This window comes from Gordonia bronchialis DSM 43247 (genome assembly GCF_000024785.1).
In the GTDB taxonomy this organism is placed as follows: domain Bacteria; phylum Actinomycetota; class Actinomycetes; order Mycobacteriales; family Mycobacteriaceae; genus Gordonia; species Gordonia bronchialis.
Map to the genome: position 1 here is coordinate 1,539,167 of NC_013441.1, position 18,070 is coordinate 1,557,236.

At 68.0% G+C, this 18,070-nt stretch carries 16 protein-coding genes; 8 read left to right on the forward strand and 8 right to left on the reverse strand.

Annotated elements, in window-relative coordinates:
• Window positions 1-98 precede the first annotated feature (98 nt).
• Window positions 99-1,577 (reverse strand): serine/threonine protein kinase, encoded by a 1,479-nt coding sequence (locus GBRO_RS07230; protein ID WP_012833323.1) that lies wholly within the window; start codon window positions 1,575-1,577, stop codon window positions 99-101.
• Between the two features lie 259 nt (window positions 1,578-1,836).
• A complete protein-coding gene (locus tag GBRO_RS07235; protein ID WP_012833324.1) occupies window positions 1,837-2,127 on the reverse strand; it encodes a hypothetical protein in 291 nt (96 codons plus the stop codon).
• Between the two features lie 160 nt (window positions 2,128-2,287).
• Here GBRO_RS07235 and GBRO_RS07240 point away from each other — a divergent pair, with 160 nt between their 5' ends.
• The 7 genes from GBRO_RS07240 to GBRO_RS07270 all read left to right on the forward strand — a co-directional run bounded on the left by GBRO_RS07240 (window position 2,288) and on the right by GBRO_RS07270 (window position 9,492).
• A complete protein-coding gene (locus tag GBRO_RS07240; protein ID WP_012833325.1) occupies window positions 2,288-3,148 on the forward strand; it encodes a universal stress protein in 861 nt (286 codons plus the stop codon).
• A gap of 169 nt (window positions 3,149-3,317) precedes the next feature.
• Window positions 3,318-3,764, forward strand: a complete 447-nt coding sequence (gene soxR, locus GBRO_RS07245) for a redox-sensitive transcriptional activator SoxR (protein ID WP_012833326.1) — start codon at window positions 3,318-3,320, stop codon at window positions 3,762-3,764.
• Between the two features lie 33 nt (window positions 3,765-3,797).
• Entirely contained in the window at window positions 3,798-4,817 is a 1,020-nt protein-coding gene (locus GBRO_RS07250; RefSeq protein WP_012833327.1) for a patatin-like phospholipase family protein, read from the forward strand.
• On the forward strand, window positions 4,814-6,025 hold the full coding sequence (locus GBRO_RS07255; RefSeq protein WP_012833328.1) for an MFS transporter: 1,212 nt from the start codon (window positions 4,814-4,816) through the stop codon (window positions 6,023-6,025). The genes GBRO_RS07250 and GBRO_RS07255 overlap by 4 nt, the downstream gene beginning before the upstream one ends.
• Before the next feature lie 56 nt (window positions 6,026-6,081).
• Window positions 6,082-7,335, forward strand: a complete 1,254-nt coding sequence (locus GBRO_RS07260; RefSeq protein WP_012833329.1) for an arginine deiminase — start codon at window positions 6,082-6,084, stop codon at window positions 7,333-7,335.
• 10 nt (window positions 7,336-7,345) lie between these two features.
• Window positions 7,346-7,717, forward strand: coding sequence for a GntR family transcriptional regulator (locus tag GBRO_RS07265; RefSeq protein ID WP_012833330.1), 372 nt, complete (start codon window positions 7,346-7,348; stop codon window positions 7,715-7,717).
• A gap of 32 nt (window positions 7,718-7,749) precedes the next feature.
• Window positions 7,750-9,492, forward strand: a complete 1,743-nt coding sequence (locus tag GBRO_RS07270) for a BCCT family transporter (RefSeq protein WP_012833331.1) — start codon at window positions 7,750-7,752, stop codon at window positions 9,490-9,492.
• Window positions 9,493-9,498: 6 nt separating this feature from the next.
• On the opposite strand, the gene GBRO_RS07275 is transcribed toward GBRO_RS07270, so the two are convergent.
• Window positions 9,499-11,085, reverse strand: coding sequence for a dolichyl-phosphate-mannose--protein mannosyltransferase (locus GBRO_RS07275; protein WP_012833332.1), 1,587 nt, complete (start codon window positions 11,083-11,085; stop codon window positions 9,499-9,501).
• 98 nt (window positions 11,086-11,183) lie between these two features.
• Here GBRO_RS07275 and rsmI point away from each other — a divergent pair, with 98 nt between their 5' ends.
• Window positions 11,184-12,050 (forward strand): 16S rRNA (cytidine(1402)-2'-O)-methyltransferase, encoded by an 867-nt coding sequence (gene rsmI, locus GBRO_RS07280; RefSeq protein WP_012833333.1) that lies wholly within the window; start codon window positions 11,184-11,186, stop codon window positions 12,048-12,050.
• Here the strand turns inward: rsmI and GBRO_RS07285 are convergent.
• From GBRO_RS07285 to GBRO_RS07305, 5 genes are all read right to left on the reverse strand, one after another.
• The gene (locus GBRO_RS07285; RefSeq protein WP_012833334.1) at window positions 11,977-13,221 is read right to left on the reverse strand and encodes a helix-turn-helix domain-containing protein; all 1,245 of its coding nucleotides are present in this window, start codon (window positions 13,219-13,221) and stop codon (window positions 11,977-11,979) included. The genes rsmI and GBRO_RS07285 overlap by 74 nt on opposite strands.
• A gap of 359 nt (window positions 13,222-13,580) precedes the next feature.
• Window positions 13,581-14,717, reverse strand: a complete 1,137-nt coding sequence (locus tag GBRO_RS07290; RefSeq protein WP_012833335.1) for an aminodeoxychorismate synthase component I — start codon at window positions 14,715-14,717, stop codon at window positions 13,581-13,583.
• Window positions 14,718-14,727: 10 nt separating this feature from the next.
• On the reverse strand, window positions 14,728-16,299 hold the full coding sequence (metG, locus tag GBRO_RS07295) for a methionine--tRNA ligase (protein ID WP_012833336.1): 1,572 nt from the start codon (window positions 16,297-16,299) through the stop codon (window positions 14,728-14,730).
• 129 nt (window positions 16,300-16,428) lie between these two features.
• The gene (locus GBRO_RS07300; RefSeq protein ID WP_041919785.1) at window positions 16,429-17,424 is read right to left on the reverse strand and encodes a HEAT repeat domain-containing protein; all 996 of its coding nucleotides are present in this window, start codon (window positions 17,422-17,424) and stop codon (window positions 16,429-16,431) included.
• Window positions 17,418-18,050 (reverse strand): HEAT repeat domain-containing protein, encoded by a 633-nt coding sequence (locus tag GBRO_RS07305; protein ID WP_012833338.1) that lies wholly within the window; start codon window positions 18,048-18,050, stop codon window positions 17,418-17,420. The genes GBRO_RS07300 and GBRO_RS07305 overlap by 7 nt, the downstream gene beginning before the upstream one ends.
• Between the last annotated feature and the right edge of the window lie 20 nt (window positions 18,051-18,070).

Genomic DNA, 18,070 nt, shown 5'->3' on the forward strand with positions numbered 1-18,070 from the left:
CAGTGGCCGCTCGTTCCTCCGCTCGCCAGCGCTCCGGTCACCTCAGGGGGCGTTGGATGAGTGTCAGGGAGCTGAGCGGCGTTAGGGAGCGTCGGGGCTCAGGAACCGAAAGGTGCGCTCTGCCACCAATCGTCGAGAACCTGCCGTCCGGTGTGGCCGGGCCAGGTGGTGACCACCGTGTACGGCCGGCGCTTGTCGTCGTTGAAATCGGTCACGACCCAGCCGTGCGAGACGGTGTCCGGGCTGGCGAATACGGGTCCCTCGTCCCAGCTGCGGGCCATGCCGGGGCGGTTCGGCAGGTCGTCGACGACTGCCGCATGACCCGCCTCGGTACGTGTGTGCCAGACCACGAAGGTGAGATTGTCGGGGTTGATGCAGGTGATGCCGACAACCGAGTCCTTCGTCGTCTCTTTGCATCCGGCGTCGCGCCAGCCCTGTTCGCCGGGACGGCTGGGGAGGAGGTCGGGGAACGTGTCGGCGATGGGCTGCGCCGCCGACGACCAGCCGGGCGGCGCGTTGCGGGAGCCGAGGTAGACGAGCCCGCCGACGACCACGGCGACCACGGCGAGGACGGCCAGAATCGGGACGACCGCCTTACGTAGACGCCCTCGACGGGGAGTGGCGGTTGGCCGGGCGGCGCGGTGCGGTTGTGGTTGGGGTCCGGGTCCGGCGACGTTCTTCTGGAGCGCGGCACGGCGGTCGGTGACGACCTCGGTGGGCCGGTCCGGGCTGGCGCGTGGGGTGAACAGTCGACGGGCCCGGATGGTCGGGTCGTCGAAAATCTCGGTCGCGGGCGCATCCTCCTCGGCATTCGACCCGCTCGACCCGGGGGACCGTCCTGCGGATGGTTGCCCGGCGCTCTCTGACCCGGGCCGCGACAACGTGATGGCGAGTTCGGCGGCACGGGTGAACTCGGTGCATGTCCGGTAGCGCAAATTGCGTTCACCACCCAGCGCGCGCTCGATAACCACCCGGAGTGCGGGCGAAATGCGTTCGGGCAGTGGCTGATCGGGGACGGGTGCCGATCCGGTGAGCAATTCCACCAGGGTGTACACCAAGGAGTGGATGTCGTTGGCCGGATGATAGCGGGCGTCGTCGGCGGTCCGGGACAGACCGAATCCGGTGAGGACCGCGTGGGGCGTGCCGTCGGCCTCGGCGACCACGATCGTGTCGGGGCGAACATTGCGATGGACCAGGCCCTTGCGGTGGGCGCTGTCCAGGCCGGCGCCGACATCGGCGATGATGTGTACCGCCGAGGCGTCGTCGAGCCCGTCGGGCCGGGCTCGCAGCAGTTGGCCCGCCGTGTCGCCGGGCAGACGGGTTGTCGCAATCCACAACCGTCCGTTGTCATTTCCGTGTCCGAGCACATCAGCCAGATGGGGGTGACGGAGGCGGACGGCGATATCGAGAGCACGTCCGAAACGACGGCGAAAGTCGGGGTCGGCGGACAGGTCGGCCGGTAAGACGGTCAGATCGACCGGTCCGCGCTGTCCAGTGGCGCGATAGGTGATTCCGGATGCATCGTGGCGCAGCACCGCCTCGATCCGGTGGCCCGAGACGATGGTGCCGGGTGACATGGCGGTTGATCCCGGGCCGGTCACAGCCGCAGTTGTCCGGGGTGGCGGGGGAGACGCAGGCTTCTGGACGCGGGCGCGCATCGGCGGATGCCGGTCGCCACCCGGCGGCCTGTCACCGTGGTTCACTGTCGGATCTGCTCCCCGGTCTGCGCGGCGTGTCGGATTGTTGGAGTGTACCGACCGGGTCCCTTCGAGGCTCGCAAGCTCGCACCTCAGGGAGCGGGGGTCGGCTCGCAAGCTCGCACCTCGGGGAGCGGGATCAGTTCACGAGCGCGGGCGCGCTGCCGAACAGCATGACGACGAAGAACGCGAGCAGAAACCATGATCCGCCCTGCCATAACTGCCATCTGCCCGCGCGGCGCCAGACCCGGTAGGTACGCCAGAGCATGGCGAGCGCACCGAGAAGCGCCACGATCGGCGACGCGACGAACAGCACGGTGCTCAGCGGCGTCGATGATGCCGCGCCGACGGCCGCGAGGCCGAGAGCGAAACCGACGGTGACGATTACGTGAACGATCACCGCGCGCAGGTCGTCATTGGACTCATTCATGGCTGATCACAAGCTTGTTCATGGATGTGCCCAGCCTACACAGTTGTCCGTTTCGTCCGAGTGGCGGGACTTTGGCCTCTTTGCGTCGCGGCCGGCGTCGGGCAGGATGGAGAGTGAGGGTAAGAGTGTCCGGAAGTCGAATAGAGGAGATGGACGCCAGATGAACGCGATTCTTGTCGGTGTGGACGGATCGGATGCGTCGACCGGTGCGGTGAAGTGGGCGGCGCACGCGGCTGCCGTCGAAGGTGCCGAACTCAAACTCGTAGGCGTCTATGACGCCAGCACGAGCGATTACGCCCCCGGGCTGATCATCCCGCAGGACGTCATCGACGCAATCCGTCAGGACGCCTCGGACGCTGTGCACGCAGCTGCCGACACCGCCAAGGAAGTGGCCCCGGGAGTTCCGGTCGCGACGTCGATCGTCGACGGAGACGCGGCGCGCGTGCTCCTCGAACTCGGCAAGGAAGCGTCGATGATCGTGCTCGGCACCCGTGGACTCGGCAGCATCAAAGGTCTGTTTCTCGGCTCGGTGAGCACCACCGTCGCCGCGCATGCGCACGGCCGAGTGGTCGTGGTGGCCGGTGCCGGTGGCGATGGTCCGGTCGTGGTGGGCGTCGACGATTCGCCGATCAGCGATGCCGCCGTAGCCGAGGCGTACCGGCAGGCTTCGTTGCGCAACGCCACCCTGATCGCGGTGCACACCTGGACGCCACTGGACGCGGATGCGCTGCACGGCTACGGCATCGAACCCGACGAGATCGAGCGGATGTCGCAGGACGCCGTGGAGGCCGTCGCCGAGCGACTGGCCGGATATGCGTCGGAGTATCCCGACGTCAAGGTCGAACGCAAGGTGCTGCCGGAAGAGCCCGCGAAGGCGCTGCTCGACGCGGCCGGTGAGGACGCCCAGCTGATCGTCGTCGGCAGCCGCGGCCGCGGTGGCTTCCGTGGCCTGCTGCTCGGTTCGACGAGCCAGAAGGTCATGCACCAGGCGCACAGCCCGGTGATGGTCGTCCGGAACTGAGCGCCACACATACCCGCGTCCGGTGACTGCCGGACGCCGTGAGAACGCCCGTGAACCCGTCGGGGGCAGGGGTGTTCGTCGATCACGGATTGTCGACGGTGACAATCGTGGGCGGGCCGGCCGCTGCAGGGGTTCGATCACCCCGCCATCGGCGCTCTACCATGGCGCCATGGCCCTGAAGAAGCTCGAACTCTCCGTGGGAGAGCTTGCGCAGCGGGCCGGGATCGCGCCGTCGGCGGTCCGATTCTATGAAGAGCAAGGGCTCATCTTCTCCCGCCGTACCTCCGGAAACCAGCGCCGGTATCACCGTGCGATGTTGCGTCGGGTGGCGTTCATCCGTGCATCGCAGTCCGCGGGGATTCCGCTGGCCGTCATCGGTGAGGTCCTCGCCGAACTCGGCGACCACGAGTCGCCACCGAAGGCCTTGTGGGAGGCCGCATCTCAACGCTGGATCGCCGACATCAACCACCGCATCGCACTACTGGAGAACATGCGCGACATGATCGGATCCTGCGTCGGCTGCGGGTGTCTGTCGCTGGGGGAGTGTCACCTGCTCAATCCGGGTGATGAACTCAACCAGTTGGGGCCCGGACCGCGCCGCCTCATGCGCGACTAGTGGTCCGTCTCGGAAATATGCGAGTCTGAATCCATGGCTCGACCGACGCGGGTTGCCCTCGCCCTGGGTAGTGGTGGCGCTCGCGGCTACGCACACATCGGTGTGATCTGCGAACTCGTCGCCCGCGATTTCGAGATCGTCAGCGTCGCCGGATCGTCTATGGGTGCACTCGTCGGCGGGTTGCATTGTGCCGGTCATCTCGACGACTACGTCGATTGGATCGCCGGGTTGCGCCAACTCGACGTGGTGCGTCTCGTCGACGTCTCACTGTCGAAGCCGGGCGGGGTGATCGGCGCCGAGCGGGTCTTGTCGCGGGTGCGGGAGATCTTGGGCGACACCGTGATCGAAGACCTGGAGATTCCGTTCACGGCAGTCGCCACCGACCTGAACGCGGGGCGGGCGGTGTGGTTCCAGCGTGGCAGTCTCGTCGACGCGATCCGCGCCTCCATCGCGATTCCCGGCGTCATCAGCCCCCACGAATACCAGGGGCAGCTGCTCGGCGACGGCGGCATCCTCGACCCGCTGCCCGTCGCGCCGACGTCGGCGGTCCCCAGCGATGTGACGATCGGGGTGATCCTCGGTTCCGACGGCGGCCCCGACGACGGTGCGTCGCGTGAGCCCCGGTCCAAGGGTTTGCTGCGGCGCAACGTCGCGCCGATCCTCGACAGCGAGTTCGTGCGTTCGGTCCGCGACCGGTTCGGCTTCGACGTGGGGCCGGGCCAGCGACGACTGCGCGACGATTCGGGTGCCATCGGCGACACTTCCGGTGCTGACGGCGAGGATGCCGGTGCCCTCGATGCCGACCTCGCCGAGGACCTCGATCCCGCCGAAGGTCCGCAACGGATGGGTCGCATCGAGGTGCTGAGCCGTTCCCTCGACATCATGCAGGAGGCCCTGACCCGCTATCAGGTGGCCGGCTACCCGCCGGACGTGCTGATCCGGGTGCCGCGGCACACCGTGCGCACCCTCGACTTCCACAAGGCGTCGGAGATGATCGACCTCGGGCGCGAACTGACCGCCCGCGCACTGGACGAGCTGCCCGAGCTGACATGAAGCAGATTCCCCGCGGCATCTGGGTGCTGCTGTCGGCCAATGTGGTCATCGCGCTCGGATACGGACTCATCGCGCCCGCGTTGCCGAGCTTCGCGCGCAGTTTCAACGTGTCGTTCACCGCGGCCACAGCGGTGGTGTCGGCCTTCGCGGTGATGCGACTGCTGTTCGCCCCGGCCACCGGACGGCTGGTGACGTTGTTCGGTGAGCGGCGGATCTACCTGATCGGTCTGCTGATCGTGGCGGCGAGCACGTTCGCGTGTGCGTTCGCCCAGTCGTATTGGCAGTTACTGGTGTTCCGGGCGGCCGGCGGCGTGGGGTCGACGATGTTCACCGTCTCGGCGATGGCCCTGCTGATCCGCATGTCGCCGAACGACATTCGCGGCCGCGTATCCGGGTTCTTCTCGGCCGGCTTCCTGATCGGCAACATCACCGGACCGCTCATCGGCGCGGCGCTGGTGGGGTTCGGGCTGCGGATGCCGTTCGTCGTGTACGCCGTGGCCCTGCTCATCGCGTCCGCCGTGGTCGCCACCCAACTGCGCGAGGTGAGTGCGCCGGAGAGCGCCGACGGCCCGGCGCATGGCGTGATCTCGTTCCGGCATGCTCTCGGCGACAGCGCCTATCGTGCCATCATCGCCTCGAACTTCACCCAGGGATGGGCATCGATGGGGGTCCGGGTCGCGGTGGTCCCGTTGTTCATCACCGAGGGGCTCGGCGAGGGTGCCGGGATGGCCGGTGTGGTGCTCGCCGTGTACGCGGCGGGCAACGTGGCGGCCATCCTGACCGCGGGACGCCTCTCCGACCGATTCGGCCGTCGCCCCGTCATGCTGCCCGGACTGACTCTCATGGCCGCCGCGACCGCCGCGCTCGGGTTCTCGTCGAACATCATTGTGGCGCTGGTATTGTCGCTGATCGCCGGAGCCGGTTCCGGGCTGTTCGCGCCGACGCATCAGGCAGCTCTCGCCGACGTGCTGGGCAACCGCCGGCAGGGCGGATCGGCGCTCGCCGCCTTCGGCATGTCCTCGGATGTCGGTGCCATCAGCGGGCCGGTGATCGTCGGATTCGTCGCCGACCGTGTGGGTTTCGGCCCGGCGTTCATCCTCACCGGGGTCGTCGCCGCACTGGCTCTGCTCATGTGGGTGTTCGCCCGGGAGACCGCTCCGGCGATCGTCGGTGACGGCCCGACCATCACCTCCACCGAGCCGCAGTGAGCCGACGCGGGCGGATTCGAACAGTGGGACCCGCCCCGACGCACTACCGTTGATCCATGGCCGACAGTTCTGAGACCACGTCGACGACCGACGGGGCGAACCGCTATCCGCTCGGCGCCACCTCGGAGGTCGGCCGGTTGCGGGCGGTGATGTTGCACCGGCCGGGTGACGAGCTCAAGCGACTCACCCCGCGCAACAACGATCAGCTGTTGTTCGACGGTCTGCCCTGGGTTGCCCGCGCGCAGGAGGAACACGACGCCTTCGCCGAGGTCCTGCGCGGCCGCGGCGTCGACGTGTACCTGCTCGGTGATCTGCTCACCGAAACCCTCGACCACAGCGGCGCCGCGCGTATCCAGGGCATCGCCGCGGCGGTCAGCGCACGACGCCTCGGCAGCCATCTCGCCGAGGATCTCGCCGGATACCTGCGCGGGCTGCCCGCCGCCGACCTGGCCTACGTCCTGACCGCCGGGATGACCTACGACGAACTGCCGGTGACGCCGTCGGCGGCGGTGAGTTCGCTGGTGCGGCGGATGCACCACGGCCCGGAGTTCGCGATCGACCCGCTCCCGAATCTGCTGTTCACCCGCGACAGTTCGTTCTGGATCGGTCCACGGTTCGCGATCACCTCGCTGGCACTGCCGGCCCGATCCCGCGAGACGTCGCTGACCGACCTCATCTACGCCCACCACCCGCGCTTCACCGGGACCCGACGCGCCTACGAATCGCAGGTCGCCCCCGTCGAAGGCGGCGACGTGCTGCTGCTCTCGCCGGGTGTGGTCGCCGTGGGGGTGGGTGAACGCACCACACCAGCCGGGGCAGAAGCGTTGGCGCGCAGCCTCTTCGACGACGGTCTCGCCCATACGGTGCTCGCCGTGCCGATCGAGCAGGCCCGGGCGTTCATGCACCTCGACACGGTGTGCACCATGGTCGACACCGACGCCGTGGTGATGTATCCGAACATCCGCGACACCATGTCGGCGTTCACCCTCAACCACGTCGACGGGACCGTCACGGTCACCGGTGCCCGGCCGTTCCTCGAGGCCGCGGCCGACGCCATGACCATCGACAAACTGCGCGTCATCGACACCGGACTCGATCCGGTTACCGCCGAACGCGAACAATGGGATGACGGCAACAACACCCTGGCGCTGGCCCCGGGTGTCGTCGTGTCCTACAACCGCAACACCGAAACCAATCGGCGCCTGATGGATTCGGGTGTCGAGGTGATCGAGATCGAGGGCCGCGAGCTCGGCTCGGGTCGTGGTGGTCCGCGGTGCATGTCGTGCCCACTGGCCCGGGACCCGCTGTGAGGGGTGCCCGATGACGCTGGCACAGAAGCTGAACATCGACGCGGACGGCGACCGCGCCCCCTTCGACCAGGTGCGCCTGGGCATCCTCGATCTCATCGCCAACGGCGAACTGATCGTGGGGGAACGGCTGCCCACCGTGCGCGCACTGGCCGCCGATCTGCATCTGGCCGCCAACACCGTGGCCCGCAGCTACCGCGAACTCGAGGCGGCCGACGTCATCGAGACCCGCGGACGGCTCGGGTCGTTCGTCAAGGCCGGACCCGACGACGCGCTGGCAACCGCTCAACGGGCCACCGTCGCACATGTGAATGCCCTGCGTGAGCTGGGTTTCGACGACGAGACGATTGTGTCACTTGTGCAGCGAGTGACTCGCGGAGCTTGAAGTTTCACATCGATCTTTGATTACGTAAAGCAATGGCAACTGAAAACTTCCTGGCAAAACCGTCGCGGCGAGCCCTCGACCCCGCGGTTTTCGGGATAACGGCAGTTCTCGTCATCAGCTTCGTGGTCTGGGGGCTCCTGGACCAGGAAAGCCTCAACTCCGTCAGCCAGAACATCCTCGACGCCATCACCGATAACCTCGGGTGGTTGTTCATCCTGTCGTCCACCGGTTTCGTCATCTTCGCGATCTGGCTGGCGCTGTCCAAGTACGGACGCATCCCACTGGGCCGCGACGACGACCAGCCCGAGTACCGCACGGTCAGCTGGATCGCGATGATGTTCAGCGCCGGTATGGGTATCGGCCTGATGTTCTTCGGCGCGTATGAGCCGCTGTACCACTACGTCAGTGCCCCACCGGAATTCCCCGTTCACGACGTCCGGGCGGCGATGGCCACCACGATGTTCCACTGGGGGTTCCATCCGTGGGCGATGTATGCGGTGGTGGGTCTCGCGATCGCCTACAGCACCTACCGGCTGGGTCGGACCCAGCTGCTCAGCGCCGTCTTCGAGCCGCTACTCGGCCATCGTGCGAACGGTCCGGGCGGCAAGGTCATCGACATTCTCGCCATCTTTGCGACCCTGTTCGGCACCGTCGCGTCGCTCGGCCTGGGCGCGCTGCAGATCGGGTCGGGTCTGGACACCGTCGGCTGGGTTCATGAGCCGACCACACCGCTGCTCGTTGCCGTCATCGCCATCCTGACCGCTGCCTTCGTGCTGTCGGCGGTGTCCGGGATCGCCCGGGGCATCCAGTGGCTGTCGAACATCAACATGGTGCTCGCGATCATCCTGGCGGTCTTCGTCTTCGTCGTCGGGCCGACGATCTTCATCCTCAACCTGCTGCCCACCACACTGGGCGCCTACGCCACCGACATCACCACCTTCTCGGCCCGGTCGTCGGCCACCGTCGACGCCGCCGGGGAGAAGTGGCTCGCGGACTGGACGATCTTCTACTGGGCGTGGTGGGTGAGCTGGACCCCCTTCGTCGGCATGTTCCTGGCCAAGATCAGCAAGGGCCGCACGATCCGCGAGTTCGTCGTCGGCGTGATGCTGGTGCCGACGACGGTGTCGCTGGTGTGGTTCTGCGTCTTCGGCGGCACTGCCATCCGGGAGCAGATGACCGGCGTGCTCGGGTTCACCTCGGACTCCAGCAGCGACACCGCACTCTTCGACGTCCTGGGCAACCTGCCGTTGACCGGTGTCGCGTCGGCTCTGGTGATGTTCCTGGTCGCCATCTTCTTTGTATCCGGGGCCGATTCGGCGTCGCTGGTGATGGGCACGCTGTCCGAGCGCGGGGCACACGAACCCTCGAAACTCGTGACCATCTTCTGGGGCACCCTGACCGGCGCGGTCGCGGCGTTGCTGCTGGCCATCAGTGGCGACGACGCCCTCGAGGGCATCAAGAAGATGGCCATCATCGCGGCGCTGCCGTTCGTCGTGGTCATGATCGGCATGTGTCTGTCGCTCTACCTCGATCTGCGCCGCGACCCGCTGATCGTGTCGCAGCGCATCCTGCGCACCCAGGTGGACAAGCACATCCGGGAACAGGCCGAGGCCATCACCACCGGCGAGTTCGAGGCGATCGACCCGGAGACCGCCGTCCTCATCGAAGGGCTGCAGACCGAGAACGGTTCGTCGAACGGCTCGTCGAAATCCGCCTCCGCCACAACCGATGCGACCCACACGGAATCGGCGACCGACCAGGCAGCGACGGACTGAGCCGGCTCAGCCCCAGCTGGGCAGCCAGATCTGCTGATCCCACTGGGTCGGCGAGATCGGCGATCCGGTCAGGATCGGCCACAGCCACACGAAGTTGGTCACCACCGCACCCACGTAGATGGCCACTACCAGGATGGCCAGAGCGCGGCGCTCCGGTCTGATCGGTGCGCGGTTGACCGAGCGCAGGATGTCACCGCAACACAGGGCCAGACCCATCACCAGGAACGGTGCCATCACGGTGGCGTAGAAGAAGTACATCTGGCGGTCGATCTCGGCGAACCAGGGCAAGAACCCGGCCGCATACGCGGTGACGACCGCGGCGTAGCGCCAGTCGCGGCGCATGATCCACGACCAGAGCCCCCACAGCAGCATCGGGAGTGCGAGCCACCACAGTGCGGGTGAACCGATGAGCATCTGGGCGCGGACGCATTCGCCGACACCGCAGTGATCTGGCCCGCTCTCGTAGGCGTAGAGCATCGGCCGCAGGCTCATCGGCCAGGTCCACGGCTTGGACTCCCAGGGATGATGGTTGCCCGCGGAATTGGTGAGCCCCGCGTGGAACTCGAGGATTCCGGATTCGTAGTACCAGAGCGATCGCCACGCACCGGGCACCCACGACCACGGACCACCGGTGCCGATGGCGTTGCCCACCTCGTAGCGGTAGACGGCCGTCTCGGAGTTGAACCACGGGATGAACGTCGCCAGGTAGATGGCGATCGGCATCAGCACGAGGCTGGCGCCGGACGGGATGACGTCGCGCAGCAGGGTACCCACCCACGGGCGCTGCACGTGGTAGGTGCGGCGCGCGGCCACATCGAAGCCGATTGCGAGCAGCACGAAGAAGATGACGAAGTAGATCCCCGACCATTTGGTCCCGCAGGTGAGACCGAGCATCACGCCCGCGGTGAAGCGGTACCAGCGGAACCCGAGGCGGGGGCCGTAGGGCGAGTCGGTGATCCGGCCCTCGACGTAGACGCGGTGCATGCGGGCCCGCACCTGGTCGCGGTCGGCGATCAGCGCGGCGAAGGCGGCCACCACGAACACGGCCTGGAAGATGTCCAGCATTCCCATCCGGGACTGCACGAACAGCACACCGTCGCAGACGGCGAAGATCCCGGCGATGGCGCCGATCAGTGTGGACCGCGACAGCCGGCGCACGACGCAGTAGATCATCACCACGATGGCCACCCCGGCGACCGCCGAGCCGAACCGCCAGCCCACCGGCCCGTAGCCGAACAACCCCTCGGACATCGCGAGCAGCCACTTGCCGACCGGCGGATGGACCACCAGACCGTAGCCGGGGTTGTCCTCGATCCAGTTGCCACCGGTGAGTACCTGCCACCCCTGCGGTACGTAATGCTTCTCGTCGAAGACCGGGGTGCCCTTGTCGGTGGGATTCGAGAGGTTCCAGAACCGGGTGGCGATCGCGAGCAGCGTGATCACCACCCCGACGACGAGCCCGCGAACCCGGTCGGGTGCGCCGAACAAAGGCATCGGGATCGCCGGGCCCAACTGCGGTTCGGGACGCGGGGACGCTGCCGGGGGACCGCTGCTCCAACGGGAGTCCGGCGGTCGTTCGCCGGTGGCGGTCATCGTCACCCGTCCGATCGTAGTGGGCGGGGTACTCGTAGGCTGGATCGACCATGTCTGATCCCGCCCATGTCTGATCCCGCCCATGTCTGATCCCACCCATGTCTGATCCCATCGGACCCGATCGTCCCGTCGGACGGCTGATTCTCGCCGCCACACCGATGGGACGGTCCGACGACGCCTCGCCCCGGCTGCGTGCCGCACTGCGCGACGCCGACGTGGTCGCCGCCGAGGACACCCGTCGTGCCCGCGCGCTGGCGGCATCTCTCGACGTCGAGATCGGTGGACGATTGGTCAGCTATTACGACCAGGTGGAGGCCGCGCGCACGCCGGCGCTCGTCGAGGCCATCGCCGGGGGAGCGACGGTTGTGCTCATCACCGATGCCGGGATGCCGTCGGTCAGCGACCCGGGCTACCGGATCACGGTGGCGTGTGCCGACGCCGGGCTGCCGGTCACCGCGTTGCCGGGACCGTCGGCGGTCACCACCGCGCTGGCGGTGTCGGCGATGCCGTCGGAGCGGTTCTGCTTCGAGGGTTTCGCACCCCGCAAGGCGGGCGCGCGGGCCGCCTGGTTGACTGCGCTCATCGAGGAGCCGCGGACCGCGGTGTTCTTCGATTCCCCGCACCGACTGGCCGAGACATTGTCGGCGGCGGCCGAGATCCTCGGCGCCGATCGTCGGGCGGCGGTGTGCCGAGAGCTCACCAAGACCTACGAAGAGGTGCGGCGCGGCACGCTCGACGAACTCGCGCGGTGGGCGGCCGACGGGGTCAAAGGAGAGATCACCGTCGTCATCGCCGGTGCCGTCGCCGGCGAGCCGGACCTCGACGAGCTGGCCGATCGCGCGGAAGAACTCGTGGCCGACGGCATGGGTCTGAAGGAGGCGTGTGCCCAACTCACGCGGGGAAACGGTGCCTCTCGCCGCGAGATCTACCAGCGGGTCCTCGATCGTCGTCGGGATCAGCGATGACTCGCAGTTCGACGTCGGCGGCCAGTCGATAGGGCCGGTTGGTGACCAGCGCACCCACCGCACGGCGTAGCCGGGACATCTCCGCGCGTACCGTCACAAGATGACTGCCGTCGCCGAACAGCATGTGGCTCAAGCGTTCTGCGGTGAGGCCGGAGCCCCCGGCATCGGCGAGCAGCAGGAGGATCTGGGCGTGGCGCCGGGTCAGTATCGTCTGCCAGGTCTGCGTGTCGCCGCTCACCGCGATCGACGGTTCGCCGCGGAGATCGAGCTCGGCGATGACCGGCGACGACGGGCCGGCCGGCCGGACCAGCCAGCCCCGGGGTAGGCGTTCGGCGACGCACGCCCCGAGACCGGGCACGAACTGGTGGGCGCCGTCGGCGGGCGCCGCCACGCGCGTGGGTCCGCTGCACCCGTGGCTGTCGGCCACCCACCCGTGATCGTCGACGAGTAGTCCGGGACCACGAACCGCGGCGAGTCTCGCCGCCCCGGCGTTGCGCAGGTCGGCAAGGGTCGCGATGTGCGCGGCCGAGATCTCGTGCTCGCCGAGGGAGGCAATCGCCGAGGTGAATGCCAGCGCGGCGGGCTGCAACGAGGCCGCGGGCCCGGCGAGCCCGGCGATGGCGACCATCTCACCGGTACGGCGGTCGTGAATCGGTGCGGCAGTGCAATACAGGCCGTGAAGTGCCCGGTTGTAGTGTTCGGCGCCCAGCACACGGGTGGGCCGGCCGTGCTGGATCACGAGCCCGACGGCGGTGGTGGCGGTGGACTCCTCATCCCATCGTGACCCCTCCACCAGGTGCAGACGGTCGGCGACCGACATGAGGGCCGGTGATCCGCCGCGCCACAGCAGCACCCCGTCGGCGTCGAAGATGCCCATCGCCATGGCGGTGTCGGCGTCGGACGCGGAGAACAGCGCCGTGATGCGGTCCACCGCGTCCCGAACCGGGTGGTGGGCCCGGCGCTCGTACAACTCGGACCGCTCCAGCATCACCGGGTTGTGCCGGTCGGTGGTGGGATGGACACCCGACGTCTTGGCCCGTAACCAGGATTCGACGACCTCGTGACTCGGCGCGACAGTGGGCGCCGTGCCCGACAGAATCGCGTCGTGGCTCGCGCTCAGATCCCGGACGTGCATCGTCAGATCGGTGCCCGGCGTGGTCGGCGTCCCCATGTGAGCGATGCTACCCAACCGGGGTGATCAAGCCTCCCTCTTGCTGGTTGAGTCGACGGCCCCATCGGCTGGTTGAGTCGGCGGCCCCCGTCCGCTGGTTGAGCCGCGACGGACGAGCTTGCGAGTCCGCCGCGCGTCGAAACCACAAGCAAGACAACAGTATCCGCAACAACCAGGAGCACACGGGGCGCCGACGCGGTCAGCTCACGAGTGGTTTCGACGCGGCTCGGTCTCGCTGCGCTCGCCCGTGCCGGCTCAACCAGCAAAATGGGGGGCGCTGGCTCAACCAGCAAAATGGGGGGCGCTGGCTCAACCAGCTGAATGGGGGCGCCGGCTCAACCAGCTGAATGGGGCGCAGCTCAACCGACATGCCCGACGATGCTGGCCGCCTTGTCGAGGCACTCCTGCCATTCGGCGGCCGGGTCGGAGTCGATGGTGATGCCGCCGCCGACACCGAGGGTCGCGGTGCCGTCGGGCGCTATCGACACGGTGCGGATAGCGACGTTGAGGTCCAGTCCGTGGTCGGGCCCGGCGATTCCGACTGCGCCGCAGTACACACCGCGGGCGCCGTGTTCCCAGTCGGCGAGCAGTTCCATCGCCCGGAGTTTAGGGGTGCCGGTCACCGAGGCGGGCGGGAAGGTGGCGGCGAGCAGCACGTCGGTACCGGTGCCCGGTTCGACGATCGCCTGGACCTGCGAGACCAGGTGCCACACACCGGGAGCGCTGACCACGGAGAGGAGGTCGGGAACACGGACCGACCCGGTCACCGCGAGGCGCCCGAGGTCGTTGCGGACCAGGTCGACGATCATGATGTTCTCGGCGACATCCTTGGTCGACGACGCCAGCCGGTCGGGGTCGTCGTGTGCCGGAAGCGTTCCCTTGATGGGTGCCGACGACACGATGTTGCCGGTCCGGCGCAGGAACAGTTCGGGTGAGAAACTCGCCACTGTGCCCCAATCGCCCTGCAGGAAAGCTGATTTCGCGGGAGCGGTCGCGGCGGTGACGTCGGCGAAGTAGTCGACGGTCGAGCCGGTGACCGTGCCGGTGAACCGGGTGCACACACACGCCTGGTACACCTCGCCGGCGCGAATCGCGTCGAGACAGTTCTCGATCGCGTCGAGATGCGGTTGCCGTTGCGGCGCAGTCCATTCGGCCGTCCACCCGCTACGCGGGCCGACGAGGGCGCCCAACGCCCACGCCGGCACATCCCCGATCGTCGACCACACGCCGTCCCGCAGCATCAACAGATGATCGGTGATGCCTCCGGCCACCTGGGGGAGGGTGGACTCGTCGGCGCGGACCGGAAAACCGAGGTAGCCCAACCAAAATCGGTCGGGATCGGCGGGCGGCCCGACGCCGGTCCGCAACTCGATAGACGGGGCGATCACCGCGTCGGCATCCCACCAGTCGCCGATCAGCGCGGCCGGCGGCGGCAGCCGGTGCGCGGTGGTGTGGGCGTGCAGGGCGCGCAGCACGTCCAGCGCGGTCGCGGCCATGCGCGTCGGGTCAGACCTCGTAGCGGGGGAAGATCGGCGTCGGCTTCGGGAGCGTGGTCCCGGGAGCGAGCCGGTCGGTGACGGCGCTGAACTGCCGGGCGGCACCGGAATCGTCGACGCCCAACAGGTCGAGCAGCTTCGCCGTGGAGGCCGGCATGACCGGTTGGCTGAGCAGTGCGACGATGCGGACCACCTCGGCGCAGACGTAGAGCACGGTGCCGGTGCGTCCGAGGTCGGTCTTGGCGAGCTTCCACGGTTCCTGCGCCGAGATGTAGCGGTTGGTCTCCCCGAGGACCGACCACATCGCCTCGAGCGCGAGATGGATGGCCTGGACCTCTATGTGGGCGCGCACGGTGTCGAGCAGGGCATCGGCGCGGGCGAGGAGTTCGGTATCGGCGTCGAGGTAGACCCCCGGAGCGGGCAGCGCCCCGTCGAAGTACTTGCCGATCATCGACAAGGTGCGTTGCGCGAGGTTGCCGAAGTCGTTGGCGAGGTCGGCGTTGATCCGGCTGATGATCGCGTCGGTCGAGTACGACCCGTCCTGACCGTAGGAGACCTCACGCAGGAAGAAGTACCGCACGGGGTCGAGTCCGAACTCGGCGATCAGTGCGTCGGGATCGAGGACGTTGCCCACCGACTTGCTCATCTTCTCGCCCTTGTTCAGCAAAAAGCCGTGCACGAACACACGTTTGGGCAGATCGATGCCCGCGCTCATCAGGAAAGCGGGCCAGTACACGCAGTGGAAGCGGATGATGTCCTTGCCGATGATGTGCAGATCGGCCGGCCAGTAGCGGCGCAGCGTCTGCTCGTCGTCGGGGAAGCCGGCGCCGGTCAGGTAGTTGGTGAGGGCGTCGACCCACACGTACATGACGTGATCGGGGTGAGCAGGGACCGGTACTCCCCAGTCGAAGGTGGTGCGCGAGATGGACAGGTCGTTGAGGCCGCCCTTGACGAAGCTGACCACCTCGTTGCGGCGGACGTCGGGTCCGATGAAGTCGGGGTCGGACTCGTAGAGCTCGAGGAGCTTGTCCTGGTAGTTGGACAGCCGGAAGAAGTAGGTCTCCTCCTCGGTCCAGGTGAGGACGTGTCCGGTGTCGGTGGCGACGCGTTCGCCTGCCTCGTTGACGCTGGTCTCGCTGTCGGCGTAGAAGGTCTCGTCGCGGACGTCGTACCAGCCGGAGTACTTGTCGAGGTAGATGTCGCCGTTATCGCTCATCCGCTGCCAGATGGCCTCCGACGCGCGCTTGTGGTCGTCGTCGGAGGTGCGGATGAACCGGTGATAACTCGAGCCGAGCCGGTCCTGCAGGGCCTGGAATCGGTCGGAGTTGCGGCGCGCCAGCTCGGCGGTCGGGATGCCTTCCTTTTCCGCGGTCTGCTGCATCTTCTGGCCGTGGACGTCAGTGCCGGTGAGAAACCGGACGTCGTAGCCGTCGAGGCGGTGGAACCGGGCGAGCACGTCGGCCGAGATGTACTCATAGGCGTGCCCGATGTGAGGTGCGCCGTTGGGGTAGGCGATCGCGGTGGTGATGTAGTACGGGCGTCCGTCACCGTGCGAATTGCGGCTGGTCAAGTCTGCGGCCATAGTGCGTGCCAGATTACCGAGCGGTGCGGTGGTGTAACCAACCGGAGTCGGGGTGAGCAGATCTTTACGTGCGGCGACGGTGGTGTGGACAGTGCGGATAGCGGTCCTGGTAAGTGCAGTTTTCGGCGGCTACGCGTCGCGGCGGGCCAGGATCGCCTCGGCGGTGGCGGCCACGGTCCGGTCCTCGTCGGTGCGGAGGATGTGCAGACCCTGCGCGGCCGCCGGTCCGGGAATCTCGGCCAGCGCCTGAGCCAGCCGGAGACGCGCGGGCGCATCACCGTCGGCCAGCGCAGTGGTCAGCGCGTCGACGATGGCGGTCGCGTCATCGGCCGAGTCGGCGAACGACGCGAGCATTTCGGCGGCCTCCACATCGCGGTCGCCGACGACGATCAGCGCGATCAGCGCTCCGATCGCGTCACGCTCACCCGTCGAGCCCAGTGCGCGTGTCGCCGCCCATCGGACGTCGGCGTCGGGGTCGTTGAGCAGCGGGCGCAGGAGTTCGGTGGATTCAGGGCGGCCCAGTTCGGCGATCGCCATGGCGGCCCGACGCCGCACCTGCGCGTCGTCGGCGTGCAATGCGGTTGCGAGGGAATCGATTCCGGCTGTACCGGAGCGGGCCAGGGCCCACCGCAGGGTGCCGGCCACGTTGGGGTCTTCCTCGGCGAGCACTGCCTGGGCCAGCGCGTCGGTGCCGAGCGCGAAGCCGTCCGGGGTGCCGAGCGCAGCCTGCTGGCGAGCAGCGGGGTCTGCGGACTGCACGCCACGCAGCAATGCGATGAGCGACAACACCTCCGGCCAGTCCGCCGGTCCTGCCGACTCGACCTGCTCGAGCCTCGTGAGCAACGCGGCCTGCGCCGCCATCCGCGCCCGTGTGCTGGCGATGAGTTCCGAGATCAGTTCGGCCGGAGCGAATTTCGGATCATCGAGGGCGCGGCCGACCTCGTTGAGGGACAAGCCCAACGACCGGAGGCTCTCGACGTGCCAGAGTCGACGGATGTCGGCGTCGGAGTACTCGCGATAACCGCCCGCACTGCGCCCGGTGGGTTGCACCAGTCCCAGCGAGTCGTAGTGGCGCAGCATCCGGGCACTGACACCCGAATGCCGCGCCACCTCACCGATCAGCAAGCGACGACCTTTCTCGCCAGGGCCAGGTCGGTCTCGAAGTCGCTCTCCGGATCGTCTATCAGCCGTCGAGTGGCCTTCGCGTGGGCACGCACGGGCGGATCCGGATGGCGCAGCGCGGTTGTCACGGCCGACGACGCGGCCTCGCCGAGCGTCACGAACGCGCGGCTGAGGCTGCGCTGCACCTCGGTGTCACCGCGGCCGAACTCGCGAGCCAGCGACGAGGCCAGTGCGCGATGCTCGTCTGCCGGGGCGAGGACCACCGCCGCACGCCACGCTGCCCGGGCGACCTCGGTGTCGGTGTCGTGCAGCAGGTCGTCGGTGATGGCCGGCCAGGCTGCCCGGTCACCGATCTTGGACAGCGTGTGCAGTGCCTGACTGCGTGCTTGCGCCCGCGTAGCGGACAGTTCGACGACGAGCCGCGGCACCGCCACCTCCGCGGGTAGCCGCGTCAACGCCCAGGTCAGCATGTCGCGGACAAAGAAGTCCGGTTCGACGGCGCAGCGCTGCACGAGCGGGTCGACGAAGCCGGCCTCGGGTGCGGTACCCGCGGCCAATGCCGCCCGAAGCCTTGTCGAGGCATCCGGGGCGCTGAGCGCGCGCGTGAGTGTGGTTGTCGTCTGGGTCATGGGGACCACCTCCTTCACCC

What these genes read in the sequence shown, in the direction of transcription:
- GBRO_RS07230 (WP_012833323.1), bottom strand. Translation starts at nt 1,577, where the DNA reads ATGTCACCCGGCACCATCGTCTCGGGCCACCGGATCGAGGCGGTGCTG.
- GBRO_RS07235 (WP_012833324.1), bottom strand. Translation starts at nt 2,127, where the DNA reads ATGAATGAGTCCAATGACGACCTGCGCGCGGTGATCGTTCACGTAATC.
- GBRO_RS07240 (WP_012833325.1), top strand. Translation starts at nt 2,288, where the DNA reads ATGAACGCGATTCTTGTCGGTGTGGACGGATCGGATGCGTCGACCGGT.
- soxR (WP_012833326.1), top strand. Translation starts at nt 3,318, where the DNA reads ATGGCCCTGAAGAAGCTCGAACTCTCCGTGGGAGAGCTTGCGCAGCGG.
- GBRO_RS07250 (WP_012833327.1), top strand. Translation starts at nt 3,798, where the DNA reads ATGGCTCGACCGACGCGGGTTGCCCTCGCCCTGGGTAGTGGTGGCGCT.
- GBRO_RS07255 (WP_012833328.1), top strand. Translation starts at nt 4,814, where the DNA reads ATGAAGCAGATTCCCCGCGGCATCTGGGTGCTGCTGTCGGCCAATGTG.
- GBRO_RS07260 (WP_012833329.1), top strand. Translation starts at nt 6,082, where the DNA reads ATGGCCGACAGTTCTGAGACCACGTCGACGACCGACGGGGCGAACCGC.
- GBRO_RS07265 (WP_012833330.1), top strand. Translation starts at nt 7,346, where the DNA reads ATGACGCTGGCACAGAAGCTGAACATCGACGCGGACGGCGACCGCGCC.
- GBRO_RS07270 (WP_012833331.1), top strand. Translation starts at nt 7,750, where the DNA reads ATGGCAACTGAAAACTTCCTGGCAAAACCGTCGCGGCGAGCCCTCGAC.
- GBRO_RS07275 (WP_012833332.1), bottom strand. Translation starts at nt 11,085, where the DNA reads ATGACCGCCACCGGCGAACGACCGCCGGACTCCCGTTGGAGCAGCGGT.
- rsmI (WP_012833333.1), top strand. Translation starts at nt 11,184, where the DNA reads ATGTCTGATCCCATCGGACCCGATCGTCCCGTCGGACGGCTGATTCTC.
- GBRO_RS07285 (WP_012833334.1), bottom strand. Translation starts at nt 13,221, where the DNA reads ATGGGGACGCCGACCACGCCGGGCACCGATCTGACGATGCACGTCCGG.
- GBRO_RS07290 (WP_012833335.1), bottom strand. Translation starts at nt 14,717, where the DNA reads ATGGCCGCGACCGCGCTGGACGTGCTGCGCGCCCTGCACGCCCACACC.
- metG (WP_012833336.1), bottom strand. Translation starts at nt 16,299, where the DNA reads ATGGCCGCAGACTTGACCAGCCGCAATTCGCACGGTGACGGACGCCCG.
- GBRO_RS07305 (WP_012833338.1), bottom strand. Translation starts at nt 18,050, where the DNA reads ATGACCCAGACGACAACCACACTCACGCGCGCGCTCAGCGCCCCGGAT.